The sequence below is a fragment of the Paeniglutamicibacter psychrophenolicus genome (genome assembly GCF_030812255.1).
Lineage (GTDB): Bacteria > Actinomycetota > Actinomycetes > Actinomycetales > Micrococcaceae > Paeniglutamicibacter > Paeniglutamicibacter psychrophenolicus_A.
In genome coordinates, this window is sequence record NZ_JAUSSH010000002.1 from 164,241 (window position 1) to 186,708 (window position 22,468).

Consider the following 22,468-nt stretch of genomic DNA (forward strand, 5'->3'; position numbering starts at 1 on the left):
ATTCACGCTATCCCGGGGTGGTCCCCACTCGCAATATTGCTGGCCCCTTGAAAGAACCCATAGATGGGTCAAACCATTGCCAGGCCATGGACATAGATCGTCGAGACCTGCAGCGGAGGGCTTTGGATATCGTGGTTCGGACATGGCAAGGCCTTCCGTCTTCGGGCGGCAGTCCGGAATTGGTTCCGGCTGGCCGCGGGTTCGATGACGGAAGGCCAAGGAGCGTTGCGAGAGAAGTTACATCCCGGAAACCATCGATTCCGGACGGGCAACCTTGTTCAAGGCAAACCGCTGCCCACTGGTGGCGACGGTAATCTTTCCGGAGTACGTCGCTTCGGCGCGGGACTTCCACTGCTCGGGGGTGGCAATGCCGGCCAAGTGGGAAAGCACCAGAGAACGGGCGCCAGAGCTCGCCGCGACGCGTCCTGCGCCCTCCGGTGAGGTGTGGGCGATCATCTGGTGGTTGATGAATGCTGGGCTGAAGTCCTGTGCCCTGTAGAAATCCAGGTTGACTGCCTCATGAACCAGGACATCGGTGTCCTGCGCCAGGATTGCCAGCGCCTCGGACTCGGCGGTGTCGCCGGAGAACGTGACCGAGCCGTATGCGGTGTCGAACCTGAAGGCCAGCGCCGGGAAGATCGGGGGGTGCTTCACTAGCACCGCGGTGACCTTGACCAGGTCGTCCTCGTACACGTCAAAGGGCACTATGCTGTCGGGGTGCGGCACCTCTATCTCGCGGGCACGGACGATCTCGCGCAGGTTTGGACGGGCTTCATCGGTGATGCGGATGTCGACATCGTAGGAATAGGCGTCGAGGCAATGTTGGACCATGCCCATGGTTCCCGACAGCTGTTTGCCGCGCGGGTGGCCGGGATCTTGCCCCGGACCCAGGATGTCGATGGGAGACGTAAAACCGTCCACCGGCGCGCCCCAATTCCACAGCAGGAACGCGGGAAGCTCGACCACGTGGTCGGAATGCAGGTGGGTGATGAAGCCGGCGCGGAAATTCTTGCCGCGCAGCCCCGCTTCGTGGGCCGCACGCGTTGCGCCCAATCCGAAATCAACCATGTAGAAGGAATCCTCCACCCGCAACGCGCTGGCAATCCCGTCTTCATGGCCGCGGATGGCCGGGCCGGCGGCGGTGCCGAGAGTGATGAGTTCAAAGGGAGTGTCCACGTTGTGGCTCCTTCTGCTGGGTTTGGTGCACATTGTCGCGCACATTGATGGTTCGTGTTTCGAGGTACTCGTCGAGTCCCCAGCGTCCGCGTTCCCGCCCGACGCCTGAGGCTTTCCAGCCGCCGAAAGGCGCATCGAGTTCCACGACGGTGTGCTGGTTGATCCACACCGTTCCGGTTTCCAACTGCGAGGCCAGCTCATGGGCGCGTTCTTCGTCGGGCGTCCAGAGCGAGGAACCCAAGCCGAATTCCTGGGCGTTGAGCATCCGGATCAAGGCATTTTCGTCGTCGAAGCCGACGATGGGCAGCGCATTTCCGAACTGTTCCTCGTCAACGATTCTCATCCCGTCGCTGGCGTTCGCAATAACGGTCGGGCTGAGGAAATATCCGGGCAGGTCCGTGCCGCGGTTGTTGCCATGGACAACCCGGGCACCGGAGGAGAGGGCCTGGTCGATCATGTCCTGGACGGTCGCGAGCTGGGAGGCGTTGTGCATGGGGCCCATGGTGGTGCCCTCGGCAACGCCGTGGCCCAGGACGTGCTTGGCAACCTCGGCGCTGATGGCCTCGGTCAGTTCGGTTTCAAGGGAGCGTGGCGCATAGACGCGCTTGACGGCCATGCAGACCTGTCCGGCGTTGCGGAATGCGCTGGCGACAATGCCGCGCGCCGTGGCTGCGACATCGGCATCGGGCAAGACGATGGCCGGGTCGTTTCCTCCGAGCTCGAGGGTGACTCGTTTGACGCTTTGCAGCGACTGGGTGGCCACGGAGATGCCCACATCGGTGGAGCCCGTGAAAGAAATCTTGCGTACCCGGGGCAGCGTGCTCAATGCGACGTTGACCGCACGGTTTGAACTGGTGCGTGTCTGGACGACGTGAGGAGGCAGCACCTGGTTCACGAGTTCAACCAAGGCGATCGTTGAAAGCGGGGTGGTGGGTGCCGGTTTCGCGATGACAGTGCAACCCGCGGCCAGTGCCGGGGCGAGCTTGACCGCAAGCAGGGAAATGGGGAAGTTCCAGGGGGTAATGGTTCCCACCAATCCGACAGGACGGTGTTGGATGCTCAGGCGGCGATCGGCGCGGTCGGGCAGGTTCTCCGATTCCTCCCAGGCCAATTGCGCGTAGTAAGCGAAGACGTCCGCAGCCACCGCAAACTCCTGGGTGGCTTCTGCAAGCGGTTTGCCCTGCTCGCGGCTGAGGATTTCTCCAAGTTCACCGCGACGTTCGCGGATGAGGGCGGAAACCCGTTGCAGTGCCTCGCGGCGCATGGGAAGGTCGGACGCCCAAGCCTTGGCGGCGATAGAGGCGTGGGCGACCGCCTGCTCGACATCCGCCTGCGAATGCTGCGGGGCCACACCGATTTTCTCCAGGGTTGCCGGGTCGAAAATGACATAGGTGCTTGCAGTCATACGGGGTGGTCCTTTCGGAACAAATTCACGGTGATCTCTCCTGAAAGCATCCCCGACAGGATGCCGAAGCCTCGTCCACGTTTCCATTGGTTGAAAATTTGGGACGAGGATGGAGTCTGCTGGCGTCACACTTGAGGTGGCGAGGAAGACGCCATTCTTGAATTGAACCGGGCTGCGCTGCCCGCACCGAACACGCCGAGGACGCCTACATGAATTTTGCCAGCAAGCCCATCGTCATCACCGGAGCAGCATCCGGCATTGGTGCTGCCACCGCGGCCCACCTGCGCCGACTGGGGGCATCACTCATCGGCGTGGACAGAAACGTCCCGGAAGCCTTCGAAGGGCCATTCATCCAAGGTGACCTGAGCACCTTCGAGGGGGTCGAAGCGATCGCCTCGGAAGTGGGCCGCCTGGCGCCCGAGGGAATCGGGGGACTGGCCAATATCGCGGGCGTTCCCGGCACGGCTCCCTGGCGTACGGTATTGGAGATCAACGTGTTTGCCGTGCGCGATCTCACCAGGGCACTCGTCACCCGGATGGAGCCCGGCTCCAGTGTCGTGAACCTGGCGTCGTCGGTGGCGTGGGAGTGGCGCGCCAATGCACAGGAGTTGGCCGTGTTCGCAATGGAACCGAACCGAGAAAAGGCCCTGGAAGCTGTTGCCGGGGCCATGGAAGCCGACGGGGAATCCTACCTCTTCTCGAAGCAATGCGTCATGCTGCTCTCCGGTGAACTGGCGGCCGAGAACTTGTCCGCGGGCGTCCGCGTGAACTCCGTCAGTCCCGGGCCCGTCCAGACCCCCATTCTTAACGATTTCAAGGCGGACCACGGCGCAGCCAAGGTTGAGGGTGCCGCGGCGCTGCTCGGACGTTTCGGCGAACCGGAGGACATTGCCGAAGTCATTGCGTTCCTCCTCTCGGAGCAATCACGGTGGGTCAATGGGACCGATGTCCGCGTAGACGGAGGCTTGACGGCTTACCGCATCAGCGCCGTCGCAAGCCGGGCCTAAAAGGTAGGCGCGGCTAGGGAGAACCGCTTCCCTTCGGGGCGTAACCGCTCATGAAGGTGCGGAGCGGGAAGGGCCGGGGCGGCTTTCGCCGCAGGCCGTGGCGCTGTCGGGGATGCAAACGCTCGTGGTCGCTGACCTAAGCGTTGCCCGGGCCCGGAAGCAGCCTCAGAGGTCGCGGCGCATGACCAGCCGCGGCATCCTGCTGGCCACCGCATCGGTGGTGCCGATGACGCGGAAGCCGGCCCGCTCGAACATCGCCCGCGTTCCGACGAACGCCATCGTGGTGTCCATCCTTCCGTCCGGATCCACCGGGTGGGCCTCGATGGCCGGCGCCCCGCGGGAGGCCGCGTAGGCGATGGCCCCCTCGAGCAGGTGCTCGGTGACGCCCTGCCTGCGGTGACCGCTGCGCACCACCACGCAGATGATGCTCCACACCGGAACCCCATCCACGGGCCGGATGAGCTTGGAGGCCGCCAGCAGCGGGATCTCGGCGCGCGGGCCGATGCTGCACCACCCGACGGGCTCGCCGTCGCGGTAGGCGATCACCCCGGGCGGGTTGTCCCGCCCGCAAAGTTTGCGCATGGCCGTTTCGCGGTTGCCTCCGCCGAGCTCCTCGATGTCCTTGACCCGCAGGCGATGCGAGAGGCACCAACAATGCTTGTCGCGCCCGGTCGGATTGACGATGGCGGCGAAGTCCTCGAAACGGTCAGGCGTGACCGGATGGGTTTCCCACCCGGTATCCGCCGCGGTTTGGATCATGCCACGATTCTTGCGCTTCGGGTCGGTCCACTGCAAGAGGGCAACCGATCTGGACACTTAGCTTCCGCAGGCACAGCCATGTTCCTGCGGAGCACTGACCTTGAGCAACCGTGGCTTGTTGCTGACCAGTGCTTCGGCAATGACCTGCACCAAGTGCCGCGAGTCGATGTCGGCCAAGTCGGCCACCTGGGTTCGGCAGCTGAACCCGTCGGCCATGACGGCTCGATCGGGACTTTCCGAAACCCTGTGCAGGATCCCTTCTGCGGCGATCTTCGCTGAAATTTCGTAGTGGCCCTTTTCCATGCCGAAATTCCCGGCCAACCCGCAGCAACCGCTGGAGACCTCCACGTCGCACCCCATGGATTCCAGGACCTTGATGTCGTCCGCGTACCCCATCACCGCGTACTGGTGGCAGTGTGGCTGGACCAGGAGTTTTTCCGCGGCCAGCGGCGGTGCCCAGTCGATGCTGCGCAGGAACTCGGAGACGGTCTTCGTCGCACGGGAAACTGCAGCGGAGCGAGGGTCCTCGGGCAGCAGCTCCAGCAGGTCCGACCGCATGACCGCCGTGCACGAGGGTTCCAACCCCACAATGGTTTTCCCGGCGGAAACCTGCGGATGCAGGATGTCCAGGGATTTTGTCAGCTTGGCCTTTGCCGCCGTGAGCTGCCCGGTGGTGATCAGGGTCAGCCCGCAGCAGACCCCCGGCCCGGCGAGTTCAACCGAGCAACCGGCGGAGCGCAAGACCTTGACGGCGTCCAACGCGATGTCCGGGCCCATTGCATCGGTGAAGGAATCAACCCACAAGACCACCGGGGGTCCGTTGCCTGAGACGGGACCGGGACCGCCGACACTGGAAGAAACAGCCGGAGCGGCGTTCAGGGCACGGAAGGGCCGGGCAGGGAACAGCGGAAGCTTCCGGCGTGGATCGGCCCCGGCAAGGACCATCATCAGCCGCGTCATCGGCTTGAACCGTGTTGCGAAGTTGATGAGTGGGCCCAATCGCCCCACCATCGACAGCCACTGGGGAAGCCTCCCGAAGGTGTAGTGCGCCAGGGGGCGCACCTTCCCCTTGTAGGTTTGGAAGAGTGCCTCGGACTTGAACATGGCCATGTCGATGCCGGTGGGGCAATCGTTGGCACACGCCTTGCAGCTCAAACAGAGGTCCAGGGCTTCATGCACCTCGGGGGAGGCCCACCCCAGCTCGACGATGCCGCCATTGAGCATTTCCTGCAGGACGCGGGCACGTCCCCGGGTTGATTCTCCTTCGTCGCGAGTCGCTTGGTAGGAGGGGCACATGAATCCGCCCTGGGCGTTGTTGTCCGCGCGGCATTTGCCCACCCCGACGCAGCGGTGCAGGGAGTCGGTGATGTTTCCGGCATCGTGGCTGAAGGCGAATCCGTCCGTGGCCATGAGGGTTTTGGCCGCGGGGCGGCGAAGCGATGCATCGAATGGATCCGGATCCACCACGACGCCGGGGTTCATGATGTTTTGCGGATCGAGGAGTTCCTTGAAGGTCTTGAACGCATCGATGGACGCTTTCGAGTACATGGTCGATAACAGCTCGCTTCGGGCCCTGCCGTCGCCGTGCTCGCCGGAAAGCGAGCCCCCGTACTTGGCCACGAGTTCGGCCGCCTGGTCCAGGAACGATCGCATGGTTTGCGGGGTCGAATCGAAGGGGAAGTCGATGCGCAAGTGCACACAGCCATCGCCAAAGTGCCCGTAGGCCAACCCCGAAAGACCTTCCCGCTCCATCAGGGCCGCGAGGTCCCTGAGGTAGTCGCCCAAATGTTCCGGGGGAACCGCGGAGTCCTCCCAACCGGGCCAGGCCTGGGCGCCGGCGGCGGTGCGGCCGGCAAGCCCTGCCCCGTCGGCGCGTACCTGCCAGAGCCGCGTGGCCTCCGGTCCCGACGGCAAGACAACGGCGTCCAGGGCGCCGGCCGCACGCACCATTTCATGGGCGGCGGCCACGGCCTCTTCGGTGCTTTCGCCGGCAATTTCCACCATGAGCCAGCCTTTGCCCCGGGGAAGCTCCGGCAAGTCGGCACCTGATTTTGACTTCCGGATGGTGTCGACGATGGCCGCGTCGAGGCCCTCGAGCGCCAAGGGCTTGAACGGCAGCAACGTTGGCACATCATCTGCCGCAGTGGCCATGTCGGGGTAGCCCAGAACCGCGAGGGCCGGTGCCGCGGACACCGGCACCAGGGAAATCTCGGCGGACAGGATGATGCCGCAGGTGCCTTCGGTTCCCGTCAACGCGGCAGCCAGGTTCCACCCGTTTTCGGGCAAGAGGTGCTCAAGGCTGTATCCGGAGATCTGGCGTCCGAATCGGCCGAACTCCGTGCGCAGCAGTGCCAGATTGGCCATCACAAAGGCCTCGAGCCCCGGAACCATGTCGATGGCTTCCTTGCCGGAACCCACGTCCAGCACCTCTCCGTTGCCTGCGAGCCAGCGCAGGCTGCGGACGTTGTCGGCGGTGCGTCCGTAGGCCAGCCCGTGGGGGCCGCACGCATTGTTGCCGATCATCCCGCCCAGGGTGCATCGCGTGGCGGTTGAGGGGTCCGGGCCGAAGCGCAGGCCGTGCAGTCCCGCGGCCTGCTGCAGGTCCGAAAGAACAACTCCGGGCTGGACCACGGCGGTGCGTGCCTGTGGATCGATGGAGATGATCTTGTTCATGTACCTGCCGACATCCAGGACCATGCCAGGACCCACGGCGTTGCCCGCGCACGAGGTGCCGCCGCCGCGGACGGTGACGGGCAACCCGTGTTCCGCGGCGACCTTCACTGCAGCAATCACGTCGTCTTCGTGCCGGGGCATGACGACGACCTGCGGGATGACCCGATAGTTCGAGGCATCGGTGGAATACTGGGCCAGGCGGACCGGGCTTGCATCCACGTCGCCCTCGAGCAGGCTGTCCAGCTTCGTGATTGCTGCCGTGATGTTCATATTCTTGCGTTCCTTGGTTCCCGTGGAGATTAGACCGGAAGTGGCTTGCCGCGAAGTTCCATGGCACGGCGCACCCGATCCTGCGCCAGGCTGCGTGCTGCTTCGTGCGTGGTTCCGTTCAAGCGCTCCGCCTCGTCGAGCACGGTGGATACGTTGGCGCGCAACTTGGTGGAGATGGCATCAAAGATCTGGTCTGTTTCCGGCCGGAAGGCCGAGTATCGTGAATCCATGGCAAACGCGGCGCTCACGACTCCGCCGGCGTTTGCGACAAAGTCCGGGATCACCGTGACGCCGGCCTGGCGCAAGGCGTTTTGGGCAGCAGCGTCGGTGGGAAGGTTCGCGCCCTCGACCAGCAGCTTGCCCTTGATCCGCGTGGCGTTGTCGCCGTTGAGCACGTCCTGCAGGGCCGCGGGCACGACAATGTCGGCGTCCACGAAAAGCTCCGAGCCGGCCTTGATCTTCAGCTCCGGGAGGTTGCTGACGAATGCGTCCCCGAAATCGGCCCGCAGGCGCAGCAGCTCGGGGATGTCCAGTCCGTTTGGGTCATGCAGGGCGCCGGCCGCCGTGGATACGGAAACCACCTGGAATCCCAGGGCGTGCAGGCGTTCGGCCGTGGCATGGCCCACCGCGCCAAAGCCCTGCAAGGCCACGCGGCGACCGGCCAGGCCCATGGTTGCCACGGCTTCATCGACGACCTCGGCGACGCCGAAGCCGGTCACGCCCAGCTGGTCGTAGGGGACGCCGCCCAGGTCGTAGGGAGTCCCCACCGCGGCCCCGCGGTCACCGAGTTCGTCGTTGATGATTGCCGCGTCGTTCTCCGTCAGGCCCATGTCCAGGCCGAAGACGTATTCCTCGGGCACTTCGTTGCGCAGCTTGCGCACGAAGGAACGCAGGATCTCTTCCTTGTAGGGGGAGGCGGGGTCGGCGCAGATGCCGGCCTTGGCCCCGCCGTAGAAGAGATCGACGCTGGCCCATTTCCAGGTCATGACGCGCGCCAGGCGCGCGACTTCCTCGGCCGAGACATTGGGCTGCATGCGGGTCCCGCCCTTGCCCATGCCGCGGGCGGTGTTGTCAATGACAAGCACGCCCTTCATGCCGGTCTTGTGGTCACTGACCGCAACGATCTTTTCCGGTCCCCACTGGTCCATCAGGTCAAATACGTTGGCCACGAGTCCTGCTCCTCATTGAATAAGTTGTTTGCCGTACGGGTGATGCGTTGGTGGGGGCCATCCGCACACGAATGGCCCCCACCAACCGTTGTTGGTATTAGATGAATTCAACGCCCTGGGCCAGCGGCAGCTTGCCCGAGTAGTTGACGGTGTTGGTTGCCTGGCGCATGTAGACCTTCCACGAATCCGATCCCGATTCGCGACCTCCGCCGGTTTCCTTCTCGCCGCCGAAGGCGCCGCCGATTTCCGCCCCTGAGGTGCCGATGTTGACGTTGGCGATGCCGCAGTCGGAGCCGGAGGCCGCCATGAAGCGTTCGGCTTCGCCCTGGTCCTGGGTGAAGACCGAGGAGGAAAGGCCCTGTGGGACCTCGTTGTTCAGCGCGATGGCCTCGTCGAAGTCGCTGTAGGTCACCACGTAGAGGATCGGCGCAAACGTTTCGTCGTGGACGACCTGGGTCTGGCTCGGCATCCGGACAATGGCCGGCTCAACGTAGTAGGCGTTTGGAAACTCGTCGGCCAGGACACGCTTGCCACCGGTGAGGATGGTGCCGCCCTGCTCCTGTGCATCGACGAGGGCCTGTTCCATGTCCTTGAAGCTGCGCTCGTGGACCAGCGGGCCCACGAGGTTCTTCTCATCGAGCGGGCTGCCGATGCTCAGCGTGCCGTAGGCCTGCACCAGCTTTTCGGTCAGCTGGTCAACGATCGATTCGTGGACGATCAGGCGGCGCATGGAGGTGCAACGCTGGCCCGCGGTTCCGACGGCCGAGAACACGATGCCACGCAGGGCCAGGTCCAGGTCGGCGGTCGGGGAAACGATCGCGGCATTGTTGCCGCCCAGCTCCAGCAGGGCCCGGCCGAAGCGTTCGGCGACCTGGGGTGCGATTTCGCGGCCCATGCGGACCGAACCGGTTGCCGAGAGCAGTGCAACACGGGGATCCTTGACAAGGAGCTGGCCGCCTACGCGGTCGGTCACGATGAGCTGGTGGATATCGGCAGGTGCCTGGCATTCGCGTACCGCACGTGCCAGCAGGGCGTGCGAGGCCAACGCGCTGAGCATGGTGATTTCGGACGGCTTCCAGACCACGGTGTCGCCGCAGACCAGGGCCAGGGCGGTGTTCCACGAGTAGACGGCGACCGGGAAGTTGAACGCGGAGATCACGCCGACAACGCCGAGCGGGTGCCAGGTTTCCATGAGGCGGTGGCCCGGGCGTTCCGAGGGCATGGTCTTGCCGTAGAGCATGCGTGACTGTCCGACCGCGAAGTCGCAGATGTCGATCATTTCCTGGACCTCGCCGAGGGCCTCGGAGGTGATCTTTCCGGCTTCGGCCTGGACAATCACGGCCAGGTCTTCCTTGTGCTCGGTGAGCAGTTCGCCCCAGCGCTTGATGAGGTTGCCGCGCTCCGGGGCCGGGACCTCGCGCCAGGTCTTGAATGCCGCATCGGCCTTGCCGATGGCGGCGTCGACCTCGTCAGCGCCATGGGAACGCAGCTGGGCGAGCACTTCACCGGTCAGCGGGGAGAAGGACGAGCGGTCGGTGCCGTACGCCGAGGCATCGACGCCACAGGCTTCGAGGGCGGCCTTGACGCGTGTGGTCAGGACACTGCTCTGGGTAAGGGTCTCAGTCATGATGTTTTCCTTTTTACGTAGGTTTCTTGGGGGAGGGGTGGTGGATTAGCGGGCGGCGTCGAGCGCTGCTGCGTCGGACACGATGTGGATGCCCAGTTCCCGGGCAAGGCCGGCAACCGAGAGATCTTGCTGTTCTTGGTAGAGCACGTTGGGGTCGATCACTGTATTGCCGACGATCTCCGACATGCGGTCGATGTCGTAGTTGGTTCCGTCCCGGGCCTCGTCCTTCGAACCTTGCTCGGTGAGGTTCGACTGGAAGATGCCGGCTGCCGATCGAGGCAGAAAATCCTCATAGACAATTGGTTCGGGAACGGCGATGCCCTGGGCGATCAGCTCGCTGAGCTTGACCGTGGCGGCAAGCTTCGTGGCGGCCAGGGCATCTCGTTCCAGCCTGAAGGTGAAGTAGGCCAGACCCTGCTCGGCCAGTTCCTTCTCCGTGCGTGGCAGGTTCTCTTCCCATACGCCGCGGGCGACGTCGGTGCGCTTCGCGCCGGGCTGGGACTTGAGCCGTCGATCGGTCTCGGCGACCATGCGGTCGTAGAGGTCCCTGCCTGCCGGGGTCAAGGCGATGCCGCGTGCTTCGACCTCGCCAAAGCGTACGCGCAGGTTGCCGGGCTTGATGCTCCCATCGGGGTGGAGGAACATGCGGTCCTCGCCCAAGGCACGGAACGAGGTCTGGCGAAGCAAGACATCCGGTCCGTCCCACCGCGGAGGGCCCTGGATCTCGTCGATCATCTCGATGCCCAGCGCTTCCATGCGGCGGTATAGGTCATCGATGTCCAGCACGCGTGGTGTCAGGTGGTTGATGTGCGTGCTGCCAACTCCGCCAATGTCGGCGGCAACGGCCGAGATGGCTTCTAGGCGTCGGTACCATTGGTGGTTCACCGGTTCGCCGGACAGTTCAAAGGCCGCTGTCGCCAGTGCCAGCAGGCGTTGGGCAGATTCTTCGTCCAAGCCGCCCTCACTTGCGGAGCGATCCGCCAGCTCCAACAGTTCCTGGCCGAAAAGCTCGCGCTTGTCCAGGAACGCGCGGAGTTCGGCCTGGAGCTCGTCGTCGAAGAAGCGCGGGTCCTCGCCGGCCAACATGGAGGTGAAGACGCGGAACGGGTTCTTCGCCAGTTCCTCGGAGTCGATGGGGCGGAACGCGGTGGAAACCACCGGGACCGCGCTCGACGACGCATCACGCAGGTCGTAGAAACCAACTGGGTGCATGCCAAAAGCGGCAAAGACGCGTGCAACCTGGGACATCTCACGTTCGGAACCGACCCGGATGGCACCATGGCGTTCGGCAGTGACACGGGAGATGGTGCCGAGGCGCTCGGCCGCAGCACCGTGCACGGCCAAGAACTCCTTGTTGACTTGCGTCGAAACATCCACCAACGTGTTGTAGGCGGGGACTTCGCTCCCGTACATGGTGGATAGGCTCTTGGCGAATGCCGCGCGGAGTTCCCAAAGGGGCTTGAAACTCATCGGGGTGGTCCTTTCTTGATGACGGCTAGGTCGATACGGAGATAGGGGCATGGCTAGATGATGTGGACTTCCCGGACCAGTGCCGAGTCGTCGATGAAGCGATCCGCCGAGAACGTGGATGGATCCATGAAGGACGGTCGGCCCAGGTATAGGTCGCGCATGAGCTCGCCAACCGCAGGGCCCTGCAGGAAACCGTGCCCGGAGAAGCCGGTGGCGTAGAAGAAACCGGGAAGTTTGTCCGAGGCACCGATCAGCGCATTGTGGTCCGGGGTGTTTTCGTAGAGCCCGGCCCACCCGAATTCCAGATCGGGTTCCACCAGTGACGGCGCGCAGATTGTGGCAGCCGCGTTGAATTCCGGAAGCCATTCGTGGCTGAAGTCCCTGCCGAATCCGGCGGCCTGGTTTTGGTTGGAGATCCCGACAAGCATTCCGTTGTTGTAGTTGTGGAAGTACATGGTGGTGGAAAGATCCAAGGTGAACGGCACCGTTGGGTAGGCCGTTGCGCGTTGGCGGGTCATGCCGATTTGGCGGCGGACCGGGGTCACCGGCATTTCAACTCCCACCATTTGACCCACGTGTCGGGACCAGGCGCCGGCCGCACAAACAATGGCGTTCGTTCGGATTGTTCCGCGGTTGGTGGTGATCGACTTGATCCCGCCGTTGCCGACCTCGATGTCAAGGGCCTCCGTGCCGGTCAGCAACGTCGCGCCGGCTGCGCGCGCTGCAGCGGCATATGCGGCAACGGCCTTTGCAGGTTCGGCAAATCCGTCATCCGGCGAATAAGCGGCGGCGAGAAGTGCATCCTTGTTCAGGAAGGGATTTATGGCCAGGGCCTCGTCCGGGGAAACCATGCGATTGACGCTGCCGAAATCGTTTTGGAGAACACCGCTGCGCTCGCAGTCAAGTACTTCTTGTTCGTTCCGGCACAGGAATAGGTAACCAACCTTTCGAAGTCCGATGTCAACGCCAAAGCGCTCGCCGAATCTTCCGTAGGCGTCAAGGCTGCGCTTGCCGAGCGCTATGTTTGCCGGATCCGAAAACGTCGATCGCACCCCGCCCAGCGGTTTCGCTGATGAACCGGTTCCAAGCTCTCCACGTTCGATCAGGACAACGTTGCGCACACCGGCTTCTGCCAGGTGAAAGGCAGTGCTGACTCCCATGATGCCTCCACCAATGATGACGACGTCGGCATCAGTTGGCTGGGCGACGCCGGTGGGGAGCGCTAGGGGTACGACTTGATTGACCATGGTCACTCCTGTGGTGGTAGTCGATTCGAACAATCGGTTACGGGTTATATACAACACTCTAGACGTGATGCCGCTCACGTCAAGCTATAGTTGCTGATCGGAATTGTTTAGATTTCCTATAGGGAGAATCCATGCGGTCTTGGACCTTGAATCAACTTCGCACATTCATCGCCGTTGCCAGGTCGGGGACCATGGGCGTGGCTGCCGCAGAGCTTGGCTACACGGTCGGCGCAATCTCCCAGCAGATGCAGGCGCTCCAGCACGAGGCGGGGGCGGCACTGTTTATCAAGGACGGCAGGAAGTTGGTGCTTTCGGATGCCGGCCATCTCTTGCTTAAGCACGCCTTGGGCATCATTGCGGCCGACGAGGAGGCCGACCAAGCGCTTGGCGACCTCAGCGACGGAATCAGCTCGACCGTACGCGTGGGGGTCTTTGGGTCATCCGCGTTGATGTGCGTATCCCCGGCGATCGCGACGCTGGCCCTGGAGGATCCGCATATTCGGGTGCTCTTGCAGGAGATCGATCCCGAGGCGGCTGTTGAGGCCGTACGTTCGGGCTTGGTGGATATTGCGCTTTGCCTGGAGTACTCGGACCTGCCGATTTCCGGCGGGCAGTCCTTGAATCAACAAGCGCTTGTGACTGAGCCCCTACTGGTTGTGGCGCATGAGGGTTTCCCGGAGCAAGGTGTCGGGTCTTCCGAGGCGGGATTCCTGCCGGGGGAGCTGAGTGAGGGGCATGAGTGGTTGCTGCCCCACGATCGGTCCCTCTTTGGCCAGACAGCGCGGAGGCTGGTTGCAGAGATGACCAGTGGTTATGTAAAAACTCACGTCGTTACCGACACGGCTCTTGCCCTGGCGTTGTCCTCCGCTGGACATGGCCTCACCATAGCCACGCAGAGCATGCTCGACTTCCATCGGAACCCTGTTCGGACGCTATTTGTATCAAGTCTGGAACGTACCTTGGTTTTGCTGGCGAAAAATGCCAGCCTTCAGCGCCCCAGTGCCCGCCTGGTTCATCAGGCACTGGTGCGTGCAGGGCGGGACTTTAGTGAGGCCGTGCGTAGTCAAGGTGATCGATGAGGAGTTTCTCTAGAAGCTCGATATCCCCGGCAACTAGGGCCCGCACGATTGGAAGGTGTTCCTCGGCGCTTTCCCTCAGGACGCCACGTTCGGCCAGCTGGTACGAGCCGCGCACGCGCGATTGATCGCGAAGATTTTCCACGATTGCAGTCAAGCGCTGATTGTCGAGAATCCCGATGATTGCCATGTGAAACGATTGGTCGGCATCCAGATAAGCGAGCATGTTGTCGGGGCGCGCTTGAGCCAAGGTATCGTCGGCGAGCCTTTCGACCTCAACTATCTGCTCCTCAGTGAGTCCCTTCCTGGCGACCTGGAGAACCGATGGAACCTCCACTAGCATGCGGAGGTCGTAAATTTCCTGGCGGTCCTTGTCTGTCATTTCGACAACACGGAACCCCCGATTCTTGACCACCTCGAGCAACCCCTTTGACGCCAGTTCCATCATGGCTTCACGCACCGGGCTGTTGGAAACCCCTAGTTGGGGTGCCAGGGAGTTCGCAGAGTAGATTAATCCAGGCTTCATGTCCCCGGCCATCAAGGCACGGCGGACCACCGCAATTGCCTCGTCCTTCAAGGTTCCGCGGCCACCCAGAATCCGAACTCCGGCAATCTCTCGGTATGTGTCTTGCATGGCACTCCTTCTGGGCTTGCGGTGATTTGTCCCAGCCTATGTCACGACCGCTGGGAGGGATTTAATGCACGGGATTGCGTCGATGTCGTCAGTAGGACTCGAGATCAATTTCCGCTAAAGCCTTGACATGTCGACTTCTTCCTACCAGAGTAATCGACAACCGGTTGTGTATTACAGATCACACTAGACCGAACATCTCTCGTTTAGAACCCAAGGAGCCACACAATGAAGTACCGTTCCGCGCTCGCACTCGGGGCTTCCGCAGCCCTCATGACTTTCTCCCTTGCTGCTTGTGGGGGATCAACTTCCGCCAGCACCGTTGCCAGCGATTGTGTTCCGCAGAGCGAAGTGACAACAATGCAAAAGGGCATCCTCACTGTTGCGGCTCCTGAATTTCCTCCTTTTTCTTCCGTCTCAAATGGCAAGGCCACGGGCATCGATGCCGATGTGGTCCTGGAATTCGCAGCCAAGAACTGCCTTGAGGTCAAAATGGAACCAACCTCCTATGCAGGAACCATTCCCGCAGTCCAGTCAAACCGTGCAGATGTAGCCATCGGTTGCTACTACCGCACCGCCCAGCGCGCCGAAATCGTCGATATGTCAGACCCGGTCTACACCGATGAAATGGCCTCGATTTCCGCGGACAACGTTGTTGCCGTCAGTGCCATGGAGCCGCTCAAGGTTGGAACCGTTGATGGCTACCTCTGGGTTCCCGACATGAAAAAGGTGATGGGTTCGAATCTCACCATTTACCCAAGCGCCGTTGAAATGCAGGCAGACCTCAAGGCCGGCCGCATCCAGGTCGGACTCGACGGATTCGGGTCGGCTGCCCATATGTACAAGGACGATGCAAAGTTCAAGGTTGCTGCAGTGCAGAAGGACCCCCGGGTGGTGGCCTCCACAGAGCCCGCACAGATCGGGTTCCCGCATACCAAAGGCAACACGAGCTTGACTCAAGCTCTGAATGCCAGCATCAAGACCATGCATGACGATGGCACCATCGTGAAGCTGCTGGTCGCCAACGGCCTTCCGGAATCGGCAGCCGAAGTCGGCGCACCCCGTCTCATCAAGTAACGGTCTCGCAGCTAAGGAATCCTTCATGACATCGTCTCTGGCCAGCCCGGTTTCACGGCAACAGATCCCCTTCATCAGTGGAGAGCAACTGCGGGGAGCGCTTAATCCAACCGCAGCAGTCAACGCGCTCCAAGCGGTGCTTGAAGCCGGCCTGGACCCCGAGTCAGATGCCCCGCGTACCCGCGTGACCACAAGCTCCGGGCTCTTCTTGCAAATGCCATCGACGTGGAAGGACTCGGTGGGGACCAAGCTTCTCACGATCACAGAAACGAATGCCTCGAATGGGAATCCCGTCATCCAAGGGATTTATGCGATATTTGGTGGCAGTTCCCAAGCTCCACTTGCCATCCTGGACGGAATAGAACTCACCAACCTGAGAACCTCGGCCGTTTCGGCACTTGGAGCGCGACTTGCAGCAGGTCGTGGGCCGAAGCATCTCCTGGTCTTCGGTACAGGTGTGCAAGCATGGGCCCATATCCAGACGTTTGCCGATGTCTTTGAAATTTCAGCGATCACGGTTGTGGGGCGGAACCCAAGCAGCGCACAGGCAATCATTGACCGCGCCAAAGCCGAACTCGGGTTGGATGGCGCGGTTGGGGCAGCTTCTGAAGTTTCCCGGGCAGATCTAATCATTTGCTGTACGGCGTCTGTCGAACCACTTTTCGACGGCAACCTCGTTAGCGAACACGCAGTGGTCGTGGCAATGGGAGCCCACGAACCCACCAGCAGGGAACTGGACGATGTGCTGCTTCACCGATCCAATGTCGTCGTGGAATCTCGCGACAGTGCGTTGCGAGAAGCAGGAGACGTAATCCAGGCAATTGAATCCGGAGCAATTCGTGACGCCTCTGAATTGATGTCGCTCGCGGAGGTGGTCTCCGGGGCCAAGATTCCCATCGAAGGTCGCCCCACGGTATTTAAGACAACAGGCATGCCATGGCAGGACCTTGTCATTGCCCGCGCTGTTCTGGACGTACTTCACAATCCAAGTGCTCTCTCCGAAAATGCATTGCCGAGCAACGCGTAAATGAAAGTCGAAGAAACCACCATGACGCAAAATGCACAAACCGCAGTCAAAAACGTTGTCCAAGTTCGGAACCTGGCCAAGTCATACGGGCCCCTCACCGTCCTTAAGGACGTTTCGTTGACGGTCGCCGAGGGCACCGTCACAGCAATGATTGGTCCCAGTGGTGCCGGCAAGAGTACGGCTCTCAGATGCATGAACCTTTTGGAGAAGCCCGATAGTGGCGAGATCATTATCGACGGCCACGTCATCAATGCGGGCAAGAAGATTTCACCCAAAAACCTGGCGGAATTGCGCCGAAGTGCTGGAATGGTTTTCCAACACTTCAACCTGTTCCCGCACATGACGGTGCTCAAGAACATCAGCCTTCCCCAAGAGCGGGTATTGGGCCGCAGCCGCGAGGAAGCCAATACGAAGTCCATGGAGCTTCTGCGCCGAATGGGACTGGCCGAAAAGGCCGATCACTACCCTTCCCGCTGTTCGGGCGGCCAACAACAACGAATTGCCATTGCCCGTGCCCTGGCGCTGGAGCCCCGGGTCATGCTATTTGACGAGCCTACCTCGGCATTGGATCCCGAAGTTGGGGTCGAAGTCCTTGAAGTCATGAAGGAACTGGCTGCCGAAGGAATGACCATGGTGGTTGTTACACATGAAATGAGCTTCGCCGCGAATGTCTCCAATGAACTGGTGGTCATGGCCGACGGAAGCATCATTGAAAAGGGAGATCCCCGCGAAATCATGAGCGACCCGCAGCATGAACGCACGCGCCGATTCCTGCGCGCCGTTCTGGAGCGCTGAACCCATGGAAATGTTGAAGGCAATTGCCGTAGGCCTACCGCTGACGCTCTTGATCACGGTACTGGCTCTCATGATTGGAACCGTCGTTTCGCTGCCTCTGGTAGCGGGACTTCGCAGCAAAAACCGTGCAGTCTGGTTGCTGGCGCGTGGGACCATAGATCTGCTTCGCGGCATACCACCGGTCGTCTGGCTATTCATTCTCTACTATGGCGTCTCCATCGGTCAGCTGAAAATGTCAGCGATCCAGGCGGGTGTCATCGGATTGGGCGTGGTTTCCGGCGCCTACTTGGCGGAGATATTCCGCGGGGCCATCGGTTCGGTTCCCAAGGGCCAATGGGAGGCCAGCTCAGCCTTGGGCTTCAGGAGCGGTACGGCTTGGATCAAGGTGGTCGGTCCCCAGGCCTGGCGGACAGCCATCCCGTCCTACACCACCTATGCCATTGGACTGCTCAAGGATTCTTCGATTGCGTCCACCATCGGTGTCGCGGAGATCGTGTTCATGTCCAATCAATACGCCAGACAGTCGGGTGAGGGCATCCTGATCTTCTTCATTGCCGCGGGCGTATACATTCTGCTGAGCATGCCGCTCGGAATCTTCTCACGTCATCTAGACACCAAAATGCGGAAGGCGGTTGCACGATGAACGCCCTATTGCCGGACATCCTCACCATCCTGCCCACGCTTCTAGGCGGTCTGAAAATCAGCCTGGCGTTGACGTTCTTCAGCCTGCTCATCGGTCTTCCGATTGGCCTGGTCTTCTCATTTGGCATCATCGCCCAAAACAAGGCCTATCGCTACCTGTGTGTCTTCTTCGTCGAGGTCGGACGTGGCGCGCCGGCGCTGGTCCTCCTGCAGCTGATGTACTACGGCTTGCCCAACGTAAACATCACCCTGTCGTCCTTGGTCTCGGCCTGCCTGGCATTGATTTGGACAACCTCGGCCTACACTGCTGAACTGCTCCGCGGTGGAATGCAGGCTGTTCCGGGCGGGGAACTTGAAGGATCCGATGCATTGGGTATGCGCCCGGTGGACAGGCTTCGTTTCATCGTGATTCCCCAGGGTCTGCGCATCGCATTGCCCTCGTTGATGGGCTTCGCCGTGTTGCTCTTCCAAGCGACTTCCCTTGCCTACACGGTGGCCGTGCCGGAACTCATGAGCCAGGCGTACTCCACAGGTTCATCGACCTTCAAGTACCTGCCTGCATTCATCGCGGCAGGGCTCATCTATGCCGCCATATCCATCCCCGCCACGTGGTTGTCGGTTCTTACGGAAAAGCGGCTCAGCAGGCATCTGTAAGCCTGGTTTTCAACTTATCCAGCGTTGGCGGGGTCGCACAATTCAAAGGTTTCGACCTCGCCAGATCCCTATTCGGTCCTAGTCAAAGGAAACGCCATGAAAATCCTCATTGTTGGTTCAAGCGGAACCGTTGGAAAAGCAGTATCGTCCCGGCTCGGCCTGGACCACACGGTGCTTGAGGCGAGCCGCCGTACATATCCCTCGGTTGACCTGACTTCGGACGACTCGGTGCGCGAATTGTTTGAAGTCATCGGTCAGGTTGATGCCATCGTGGCGTGCACAGGGACGGTTCCATTCAAACCGCTTCGAGACCTCGCTGGATCCGACTACCAAGATGCCTTCAACGACAAGGTCCTGGGCCAAATCCGTCTGGTGAATATCGGGCGAGACTACCTCAACGATGGTGGGTCCTTCACACTGACCACCGGGATACTGGCTCGTGAACCCATCTTGACCGGGGCTGCCGCATCCATGGCAAACGGTGCGCTGGAATCATGGGTGCCAGCTGCTGCGACCGAGCTCGATCGAGGGCACCGCATCAACGCAGTCAGCGCCACGGTCTTGGCCGAAGCCCCGGGATACCATGCATTCTTCCCCGGATTTGTACCGGTCCCGGCCGCACGCGTGGCCGCGGCGTATGCCAAATCTGTCGAGGGAACGCATACCGGCAAGGTTTACGGGGTCGAGGGATAAAGCCGTCAGTATTCCGTTGCAGCCACGCTTTTCTTGCCTCTCCGCGGATCAAACACAGTCCGAAACCAACCGTTGACTGGACCTTTCGCCATCCGTGCCGTTCATTTTTTGCCTGCATCCCCGACGACCTGGATTTCGGGAAACGCGACTGTTCCTCCATCGTGCACAGGGAAATCGGAACAACACTACTTTTGCTCACGTTTCGAATTCCGCGGGATGGTTCGTCGCAGCGATACTCCTCGCCTGCTGACTTCTGGGCATGCCTGGACCCGAAAAGTCGGGTCGAGCGGCTGCCAGGGTGCCACTGGATCAGCCGAAGAGGCAGGGCTGGTGCATGCCCTTGCTTGAAGCCCGAGAGGCCTGCACGTCAGCTCTTCGCCACCGGGTGCTTGCGGTGGTAGAGCTCCTTGGCCAGTGCCACCGCGGTGTGCGTGGCCGGGTGGAAATCGTGCGGCCGCCAGATGACGTATACGGGTACGAGCGGGGCATCGCGAAGGGGACGATACGTAATGCCGTCGCGTCGGTACTGGGACGCCGTGGCCTCGGGGGTGAGCCCGATGCAGCGGCCGGTGGAAATGACCGAGAGCCAGTCATCAATGTCTCCCGTGTATTCGATGGTTGGACGCTCTTGTTCAGGCCATAGCCCAAGCGTTGTCGTGCCGGTTCGGCGGTCGATGGCCAGGGTACGTGTCGGGATTTCATCGAGTCGGATGCTGCGGCGCTTGGCCCAGGGGTCGTCCGAAGCGACGGCCACATAACGTGCCTCGTGGCCAACGAGCGCGTGCGGCCAAGACGACAGATCGAGCGGCGCCCGGACGACGGCAAGGTCGCATAATCCTTCGGCCAACCCACCGGTAGGGGTGTCGTGGCGGATGAAACGTAGGTCGATTTCCGGGTGCTGCCCTTGCCAACGACGCTGGAATTCGGCGGTGTGGTCGCCGAAGGCGGACCAGGCGTGGCCGATATGCAGACGACTATGGCCTGTGGCGACCTCTCGGACGAGTTCGTCGGCGCCATTGAGCAGCGAACGGGCGCGCGCCAGGACTTGGACCCCGATGGTGGTGGGAGCGACGCTGCGGCTGGTCCGGTGCAGCAGACGCACCTGGAGAATGTCCTCGAGTGCGGCCAGCGCGCGGGACACAGCGGCCTGGGACAGGCCGAGTTCAATCGCCGCATCGGTGAAACTTCCGGAGTCGATGATCGCAACCAGACACCGCAAATGCCTCAACTCGATGGTTGAAGCGTCCCCCACTCGTTTATCTATGCGCATGACGCATAGATTACCCTGCAAATGCATTATGCGTATCCTCAGAGTGGTCCCACGATGGGGAGTATGCGACTCAACTCGTCTGAATCCCTTGGCACCGAACCCCGGGATGCCCAACCCAGCGGACCTACTACGTCCCCGGACGGAAAACGCTTGACCGGTGTGGTCCTGATGCTGGCTGGGGCCTTGTCCAGCCAAAGCGGCGCATCGATCGCGACGTTTGCCTTTCCTGCCATCGGACCGGCAGGCGTGGTGGCGGTGCGGCAGTGGGTGGCCGCCATTGTGCTGTGGTGCATCGGCAGGCCGAAGTTGCGGAACTTCACTGCTGCCCAATGGCGCCTGGTGTTGGGTCTGGCGTTGGTTTTCGCCGCGATGAACCTGTCCCTGTATATGGCGATCGACAGGATCGGATTGGGGCTGGCAGTAACGCTGGAGTTCCTCGGACCATTGACCATCGCGTTGATTGGTTCCCGGCGCGTGGTCAACATGGTCTGCGCGGTTTCCGCCGCAGCTGCAGTCCTCTTGCTGGTGCGGCCCACGCCCTCCACCGACTACCTCGGCATCGGTCTGGCGCTTCTCGCGGCAGTGTGCTGGGGGAGCTACATCATGCTTAACCGCGCCGTGGGAGCCAGCCTCCCCGGTTTGGAGGGCACCGCAGCGGCCGCCGGGATTTCAGGGATGCTCTACCTCCCTGTTGGAATCTGGGTGTTGTGGCACCACCCGCCGAGCCCGGCGGTTCTGGGCTACGCCTTGGCGGCGGGAGTGCTTTCCTCGGCTGTGCCATTCCTCGTGGACCTGCTGGCACTGCGCCGGGTGTCGGCCCATTCCTTTGGAATGTTCATGAGCATCAGTCCTGTCATCGCGGCGCTGATCGGTCTGGTGGTTCTTGGAGAGCGCCTCGATTCGCTGGCGTGGCTGGCCATCATCGTGATTGTCAGCGCCAATTCCGTCGTCGCCGCAGTTCCACCGCGTCGCGCTGCCTGAACCGGATCCCGGGGATGCGCTGCGTCATGCGGCGTCAAAAAGGAATGGGAACGGCCGCGGCATCGTTGAACCCAGCATGACAACCATCGGAATCATCGGAGCAGGACACATTGGATCGCAGATTGCACGCAAGGCCGTGCAGCTGGGATACGACGTGGTCATCGGCAACTCGCGCGGGCCCGAAACCCTCACGCAGCTGGTGGCCGAATTGGGGCCGCGCGCTCGTGCGGCCACCGCTGCGGAAGCCGGGGCGGCGGCCGATTTCGCCGTCGTGACCATCCCGCTGAAAAACTACAAGGCACTTCCCGCCGAAGCATTGGCCGGCAAGGTAGTGATCGACACGATCAACTACTACTTTGAGCGCGATGGCCACTTCCCCGAACTGGATGCCGGCGAAGCCACCACCTCGGGCCTGGTCCAGGCGCACCTGGCGGACTCACACGTGACCAAGGGCTTCAACCACATCCCCTCCGGCGACATCACCACCTCCGGGACCCCGGCGGGCAGCGAGAATCGGCGCGCACTTGCCACCGCCAGCGACCATGAGGACGCCGCGGCACTTGTCACCCGGATCTACGACGAGTTCGGCTTCGACACCGTGAACATCGGCCCGCTGGCCGAGAGCTGGCGGGTTGAACGCGATCGTCCGGCCTACGTGGTGCGGCAGAATGCCGAGGAACTGAAGGCGAACCTGGCCAAGGCCCCGCGGACCATCTGACGGGCCGCCGTCCGGCGGCGTTGTCCGGCAACAACAGGGGGAGGCCGCCACGGCGGGACCGTGACGACCTCCTGATTTCAGTTTCCCTGCGCTCCGGGCGC

Annotated in this window: 20 protein-coding genes; 10 read left to right on the forward strand and 10 right to left on the reverse strand. The window is 62.0% G+C overall.

Annotated elements, in window-relative coordinates:
* Nucleotides 1–237: 237 nt before the first annotated feature.
* Together J2T21_RS03830 and J2T21_RS03835 are read right to left on the reverse strand one after the other, a co-directional pair.
* The gene (locus J2T21_RS03830; protein ID WP_286135275.1) at nucleotides 238–1,176 is read right to left on the reverse strand and encodes an MBL fold metallo-hydrolase; all 939 of its coding nucleotides are present in this window, start codon (nucleotides 1,174–1,176) and stop codon (nucleotides 238–240) included.
* Nucleotides 1,160–2,581, reverse strand: coding sequence for an aldehyde dehydrogenase family protein (locus J2T21_RS03835; RefSeq protein ID WP_307578679.1), 1,422 nt, complete (start codon nucleotides 2,579–2,581; stop codon nucleotides 1,160–1,162). Before J2T21_RS03835 ends, J2T21_RS03830 begins: the two co-directional genes overlap by 17 nt.
* Nucleotides 2,582–2,790: 209 nt before the next feature.
* Between J2T21_RS03835 and J2T21_RS03840 the strand changes: the two genes are divergently transcribed.
* Nucleotides 2,791–3,588 (forward strand): SDR family oxidoreductase, encoded by a 798-nt coding sequence (locus J2T21_RS03840; RefSeq protein WP_307578681.1) that lies wholly within the window; start codon nucleotides 2,791–2,793, stop codon nucleotides 3,586–3,588.
* 165 nt (nucleotides 3,589–3,753) lie between these two features.
* On the opposite strand, the gene J2T21_RS03845 is transcribed toward J2T21_RS03840, so the two are convergent.
* The 6 genes from J2T21_RS03845 to J2T21_RS03870 all read right to left on the reverse strand — a co-directional run bounded on the left by J2T21_RS03845 (nucleotide 3,754) and on the right by J2T21_RS03870 (nucleotide 12,803).
* A complete protein-coding gene (locus tag J2T21_RS03845) occupies nucleotides 3,754–4,347 on the reverse strand; it encodes a GNAT family N-acetyltransferase (protein ID WP_307578683.1) in 594 nt (197 codons plus the stop codon).
* 57 nt (nucleotides 4,348–4,404) lie between these two features.
* Nucleotides 4,405–7,290, reverse strand: coding sequence for an FAD-binding and (Fe-S)-binding domain-containing protein (locus tag J2T21_RS03850; protein ID WP_307578685.1), 2,886 nt, complete (start codon nucleotides 7,288–7,290; stop codon nucleotides 4,405–4,407).
* 29 nt (nucleotides 7,291–7,319) lie between these two features.
* On the reverse strand, nucleotides 7,320–8,459 hold the full coding sequence (locus J2T21_RS03855) for a Glu/Leu/Phe/Val family dehydrogenase (protein ID WP_307578687.1): 1,140 nt from the start codon (nucleotides 8,457–8,459) through the stop codon (nucleotides 7,320–7,322).
* A 97-nt stretch (nucleotides 8,460–8,556) separates the two neighbouring features.
* Complete coding sequence (gene amaB / locus J2T21_RS03860) at nucleotides 8,557–10,086, reverse strand: L-piperidine-6-carboxylate dehydrogenase (RefSeq protein WP_307578689.1); 1,530 nt, start codon at nucleotides 10,084–10,086, stop codon at nucleotides 8,557–8,559.
* Nucleotides 10,087–10,131: 45 nt separating this feature from the next.
* On the reverse strand, nucleotides 10,132–11,556 hold the full coding sequence (gene hglS / locus J2T21_RS03865) for a 2-oxoadipate dioxygenase/decarboxylase (protein ID WP_307578691.1): 1,425 nt from the start codon (nucleotides 11,554–11,556) through the stop codon (nucleotides 10,132–10,134).
* A 53-nt stretch (nucleotides 11,557–11,609) separates the two neighbouring features.
* Nucleotides 11,610–12,803: an NAD(P)/FAD-dependent oxidoreductase gene (locus tag J2T21_RS03870; RefSeq protein ID WP_307578693.1), complete on the reverse strand. Its 1,194-nt coding sequence runs from the start codon at nucleotides 12,801–12,803 to the stop codon at nucleotides 11,610–11,612.
* 131 nt (nucleotides 12,804–12,934) lie between these two features.
* Between J2T21_RS03870 and J2T21_RS03875 the strand changes: the two genes are divergently transcribed.
* Nucleotides 12,935–13,882, forward strand: a complete 948-nt coding sequence (locus J2T21_RS03875; protein ID WP_307578695.1) for a LysR family transcriptional regulator — start codon at nucleotides 12,935–12,937, stop codon at nucleotides 13,880–13,882.
* Here J2T21_RS03875 and J2T21_RS03880 read toward each other — a convergent pair.
* A complete protein-coding gene (locus J2T21_RS03880; protein ID WP_307578697.1) occupies nucleotides 13,848–14,513 on the reverse strand; it encodes a GntR family transcriptional regulator in 666 nt (221 codons plus the stop codon). The two genes, J2T21_RS03875 and J2T21_RS03880, sit on opposite strands and share 35 nt — an antisense overlap.
* 225 nt (nucleotides 14,514–14,738) lie before the next feature.
* Here J2T21_RS03880 and J2T21_RS03885 point away from each other — a divergent pair, with 225 nt between their 5' ends.
* From J2T21_RS03885 to J2T21_RS03910, 6 genes are all read left to right on the forward strand, one after another.
* On the forward strand, nucleotides 14,739–15,587 hold the full coding sequence (locus J2T21_RS03885; RefSeq protein WP_307578699.1) for a substrate-binding periplasmic protein: 849 nt from the start codon (nucleotides 14,739–14,741) through the stop codon (nucleotides 15,585–15,587).
* Nucleotides 15,588–15,612: 25 nt separating this feature from the next.
* Nucleotides 15,613–16,614, forward strand: a complete 1,002-nt coding sequence (locus J2T21_RS03890) for an ornithine cyclodeaminase family protein (RefSeq protein WP_307578702.1) — start codon at nucleotides 15,613–15,615, stop codon at nucleotides 16,612–16,614.
* Nucleotides 16,615–17,409 carry an amino acid ABC transporter ATP-binding protein gene (locus J2T21_RS03895; protein ID WP_307578704.1) on the forward strand — a complete coding sequence of 265 codons (795 nt, stop codon included), beginning with the start codon at nucleotides 16,615–16,617 and terminating at the stop codon, nucleotides 17,407–17,409.
* A gap of 4 nt (nucleotides 17,410–17,413) precedes the next feature.
* Entirely contained in the window at nucleotides 17,414–18,052 is a 639-nt protein-coding gene (locus J2T21_RS03900) for an amino acid ABC transporter permease (RefSeq protein ID WP_307578706.1), read from the forward strand.
* Nucleotides 18,049–18,705, forward strand: coding sequence for an amino acid ABC transporter permease (locus tag J2T21_RS03905; protein ID WP_307578708.1), 657 nt, complete (start codon nucleotides 18,049–18,051; stop codon nucleotides 18,703–18,705). The genes J2T21_RS03900 and J2T21_RS03905 overlap by 4 nt, the downstream gene beginning before the upstream one ends.
* Nucleotides 18,706–18,801: 96 nt before the next feature.
* Nucleotides 18,802–19,398: a short chain dehydrogenase gene (locus J2T21_RS03910; RefSeq protein ID WP_307578710.1), complete on the forward strand. Its 597-nt coding sequence runs from the start codon at nucleotides 18,802–18,804 to the stop codon at nucleotides 19,396–19,398.
* Between the two features lie 367 nt (nucleotides 19,399–19,765).
* Here J2T21_RS03910 and J2T21_RS03915 read toward each other — a convergent pair whose 3' ends face one another.
* Nucleotides 19,766–20,668, reverse strand: a complete 903-nt coding sequence (locus J2T21_RS03915; protein WP_307578712.1) for a LysR family transcriptional regulator — start codon at nucleotides 20,666–20,668, stop codon at nucleotides 19,766–19,768.
* Nucleotides 20,669–20,836: 168 nt separating this feature from the next.
* Between J2T21_RS03915 and J2T21_RS03920 the strand changes: the two genes are divergently transcribed.
* Together J2T21_RS03920 and J2T21_RS03925 are read left to right on the forward strand one after the other, a co-directional pair.
* Nucleotides 20,837–21,649 (forward strand): EamA family transporter, encoded by an 813-nt coding sequence (locus J2T21_RS03920; RefSeq protein ID WP_307579537.1) that lies wholly within the window; start codon nucleotides 20,837–20,839, stop codon nucleotides 21,647–21,649.
* 61 nt (nucleotides 21,650–21,710) lie between these two features.
* Nucleotides 21,711–22,367 carry an NADPH-dependent F420 reductase gene (locus J2T21_RS03925; RefSeq protein ID WP_307579539.1) on the forward strand — a complete coding sequence of 219 codons (657 nt, stop codon included), beginning with the start codon at nucleotides 21,711–21,713 and terminating at the stop codon, nucleotides 22,365–22,367.
* The last annotated feature ends 101 nt before the right edge of the window (nucleotides 22,368–22,468 follow it).

What these genes read in the sequence shown, in the direction of transcription:
- J2T21_RS03840 (WP_307578681.1), top strand. Translation starts at nt 2,791, where the DNA reads ATGAATTTTGCCAGCAAGCCCATCGTCATCACCGGAGCAGCATCCGGC.
- J2T21_RS03915 (WP_307578712.1), bottom strand. Translation starts at nt 20,668, where the DNA reads ATGCGCATAGATAAACGAGTGGGGGACGCTTCAACCATCGAGTTGAGG.
- J2T21_RS03875 (WP_307578695.1), top strand. Translation starts at nt 12,935, where the DNA reads ATGCGGTCTTGGACCTTGAATCAACTTCGCACATTCATCGCCGTTGCC.
- hglS (WP_307578691.1), bottom strand. Translation starts at nt 11,556, where the DNA reads ATGAGTTTCAAGCCCCTTTGGGAACTCCGCGCGGCATTCGCCAAGAGC.
- J2T21_RS03870 (WP_307578693.1), bottom strand. Translation starts at nt 12,803, where the DNA reads ATGGTCAATCAAGTCGTACCCCTAGCGCTCCCCACCGGCGTCGCCCAG.
- J2T21_RS03885 (WP_307578699.1), top strand. Translation starts at nt 14,739, where the DNA reads ATGAAGTACCGTTCCGCGCTCGCACTCGGGGCTTCCGCAGCCCTCATG.
- J2T21_RS03850 (WP_307578685.1), bottom strand. Translation starts at nt 7,290, where the DNA reads ATGAACATCACGGCAGCAATCACGAAGCTGGACAGCCTGCTCGAGGGC.
- J2T21_RS03905 (WP_307578708.1), top strand. Translation starts at nt 18,049, where the DNA reads ATGAACGCCCTATTGCCGGACATCCTCACCATCCTGCCCACGCTTCTA.
- amaB (WP_307578689.1), bottom strand. Translation starts at nt 10,086, where the DNA reads ATGACTGAGACCCTTACCCAGAGCAGTGTCCTGACCACACGCGTCAAG.
- J2T21_RS03900 (WP_307578706.1), top strand. Translation starts at nt 17,414, where the DNA reads ATGGAAATGTTGAAGGCAATTGCCGTAGGCCTACCGCTGACGCTCTTG.
- J2T21_RS03880 (WP_307578697.1), bottom strand. Translation starts at nt 14,513, where the DNA reads ATGCAAGACACATACCGAGAGATTGCCGGAGTTCGGATTCTGGGTGGC.
- J2T21_RS03835 (WP_307578679.1), bottom strand. Translation starts at nt 2,581, where the DNA reads ATGACTGCAAGCACCTATGTCATTTTCGACCCGGCAACCCTGGAGAAA.
- J2T21_RS03910 (WP_307578710.1), top strand. Translation starts at nt 18,802, where the DNA reads ATGAAAATCCTCATTGTTGGTTCAAGCGGAACCGTTGGAAAAGCAGTA.
- J2T21_RS03845 (WP_307578683.1), bottom strand. Translation starts at nt 4,347, where the DNA reads ATGATCCAAACCGCGGCGGATACCGGGTGGGAAACCCATCCGGTCACG.
- J2T21_RS03895 (WP_307578704.1), top strand. Translation starts at nt 16,615, where the DNA reads ATGAAAGTCGAAGAAACCACCATGACGCAAAATGCACAAACCGCAGTC.
- J2T21_RS03920 (WP_307579537.1), top strand. Translation starts at nt 20,837, where the DNA reads ATGCTGGCTGGGGCCTTGTCCAGCCAAAGCGGCGCATCGATCGCGACG.
- J2T21_RS03890 (WP_307578702.1), top strand. Translation starts at nt 15,613, where the DNA reads ATGACATCGTCTCTGGCCAGCCCGGTTTCACGGCAACAGATCCCCTTC.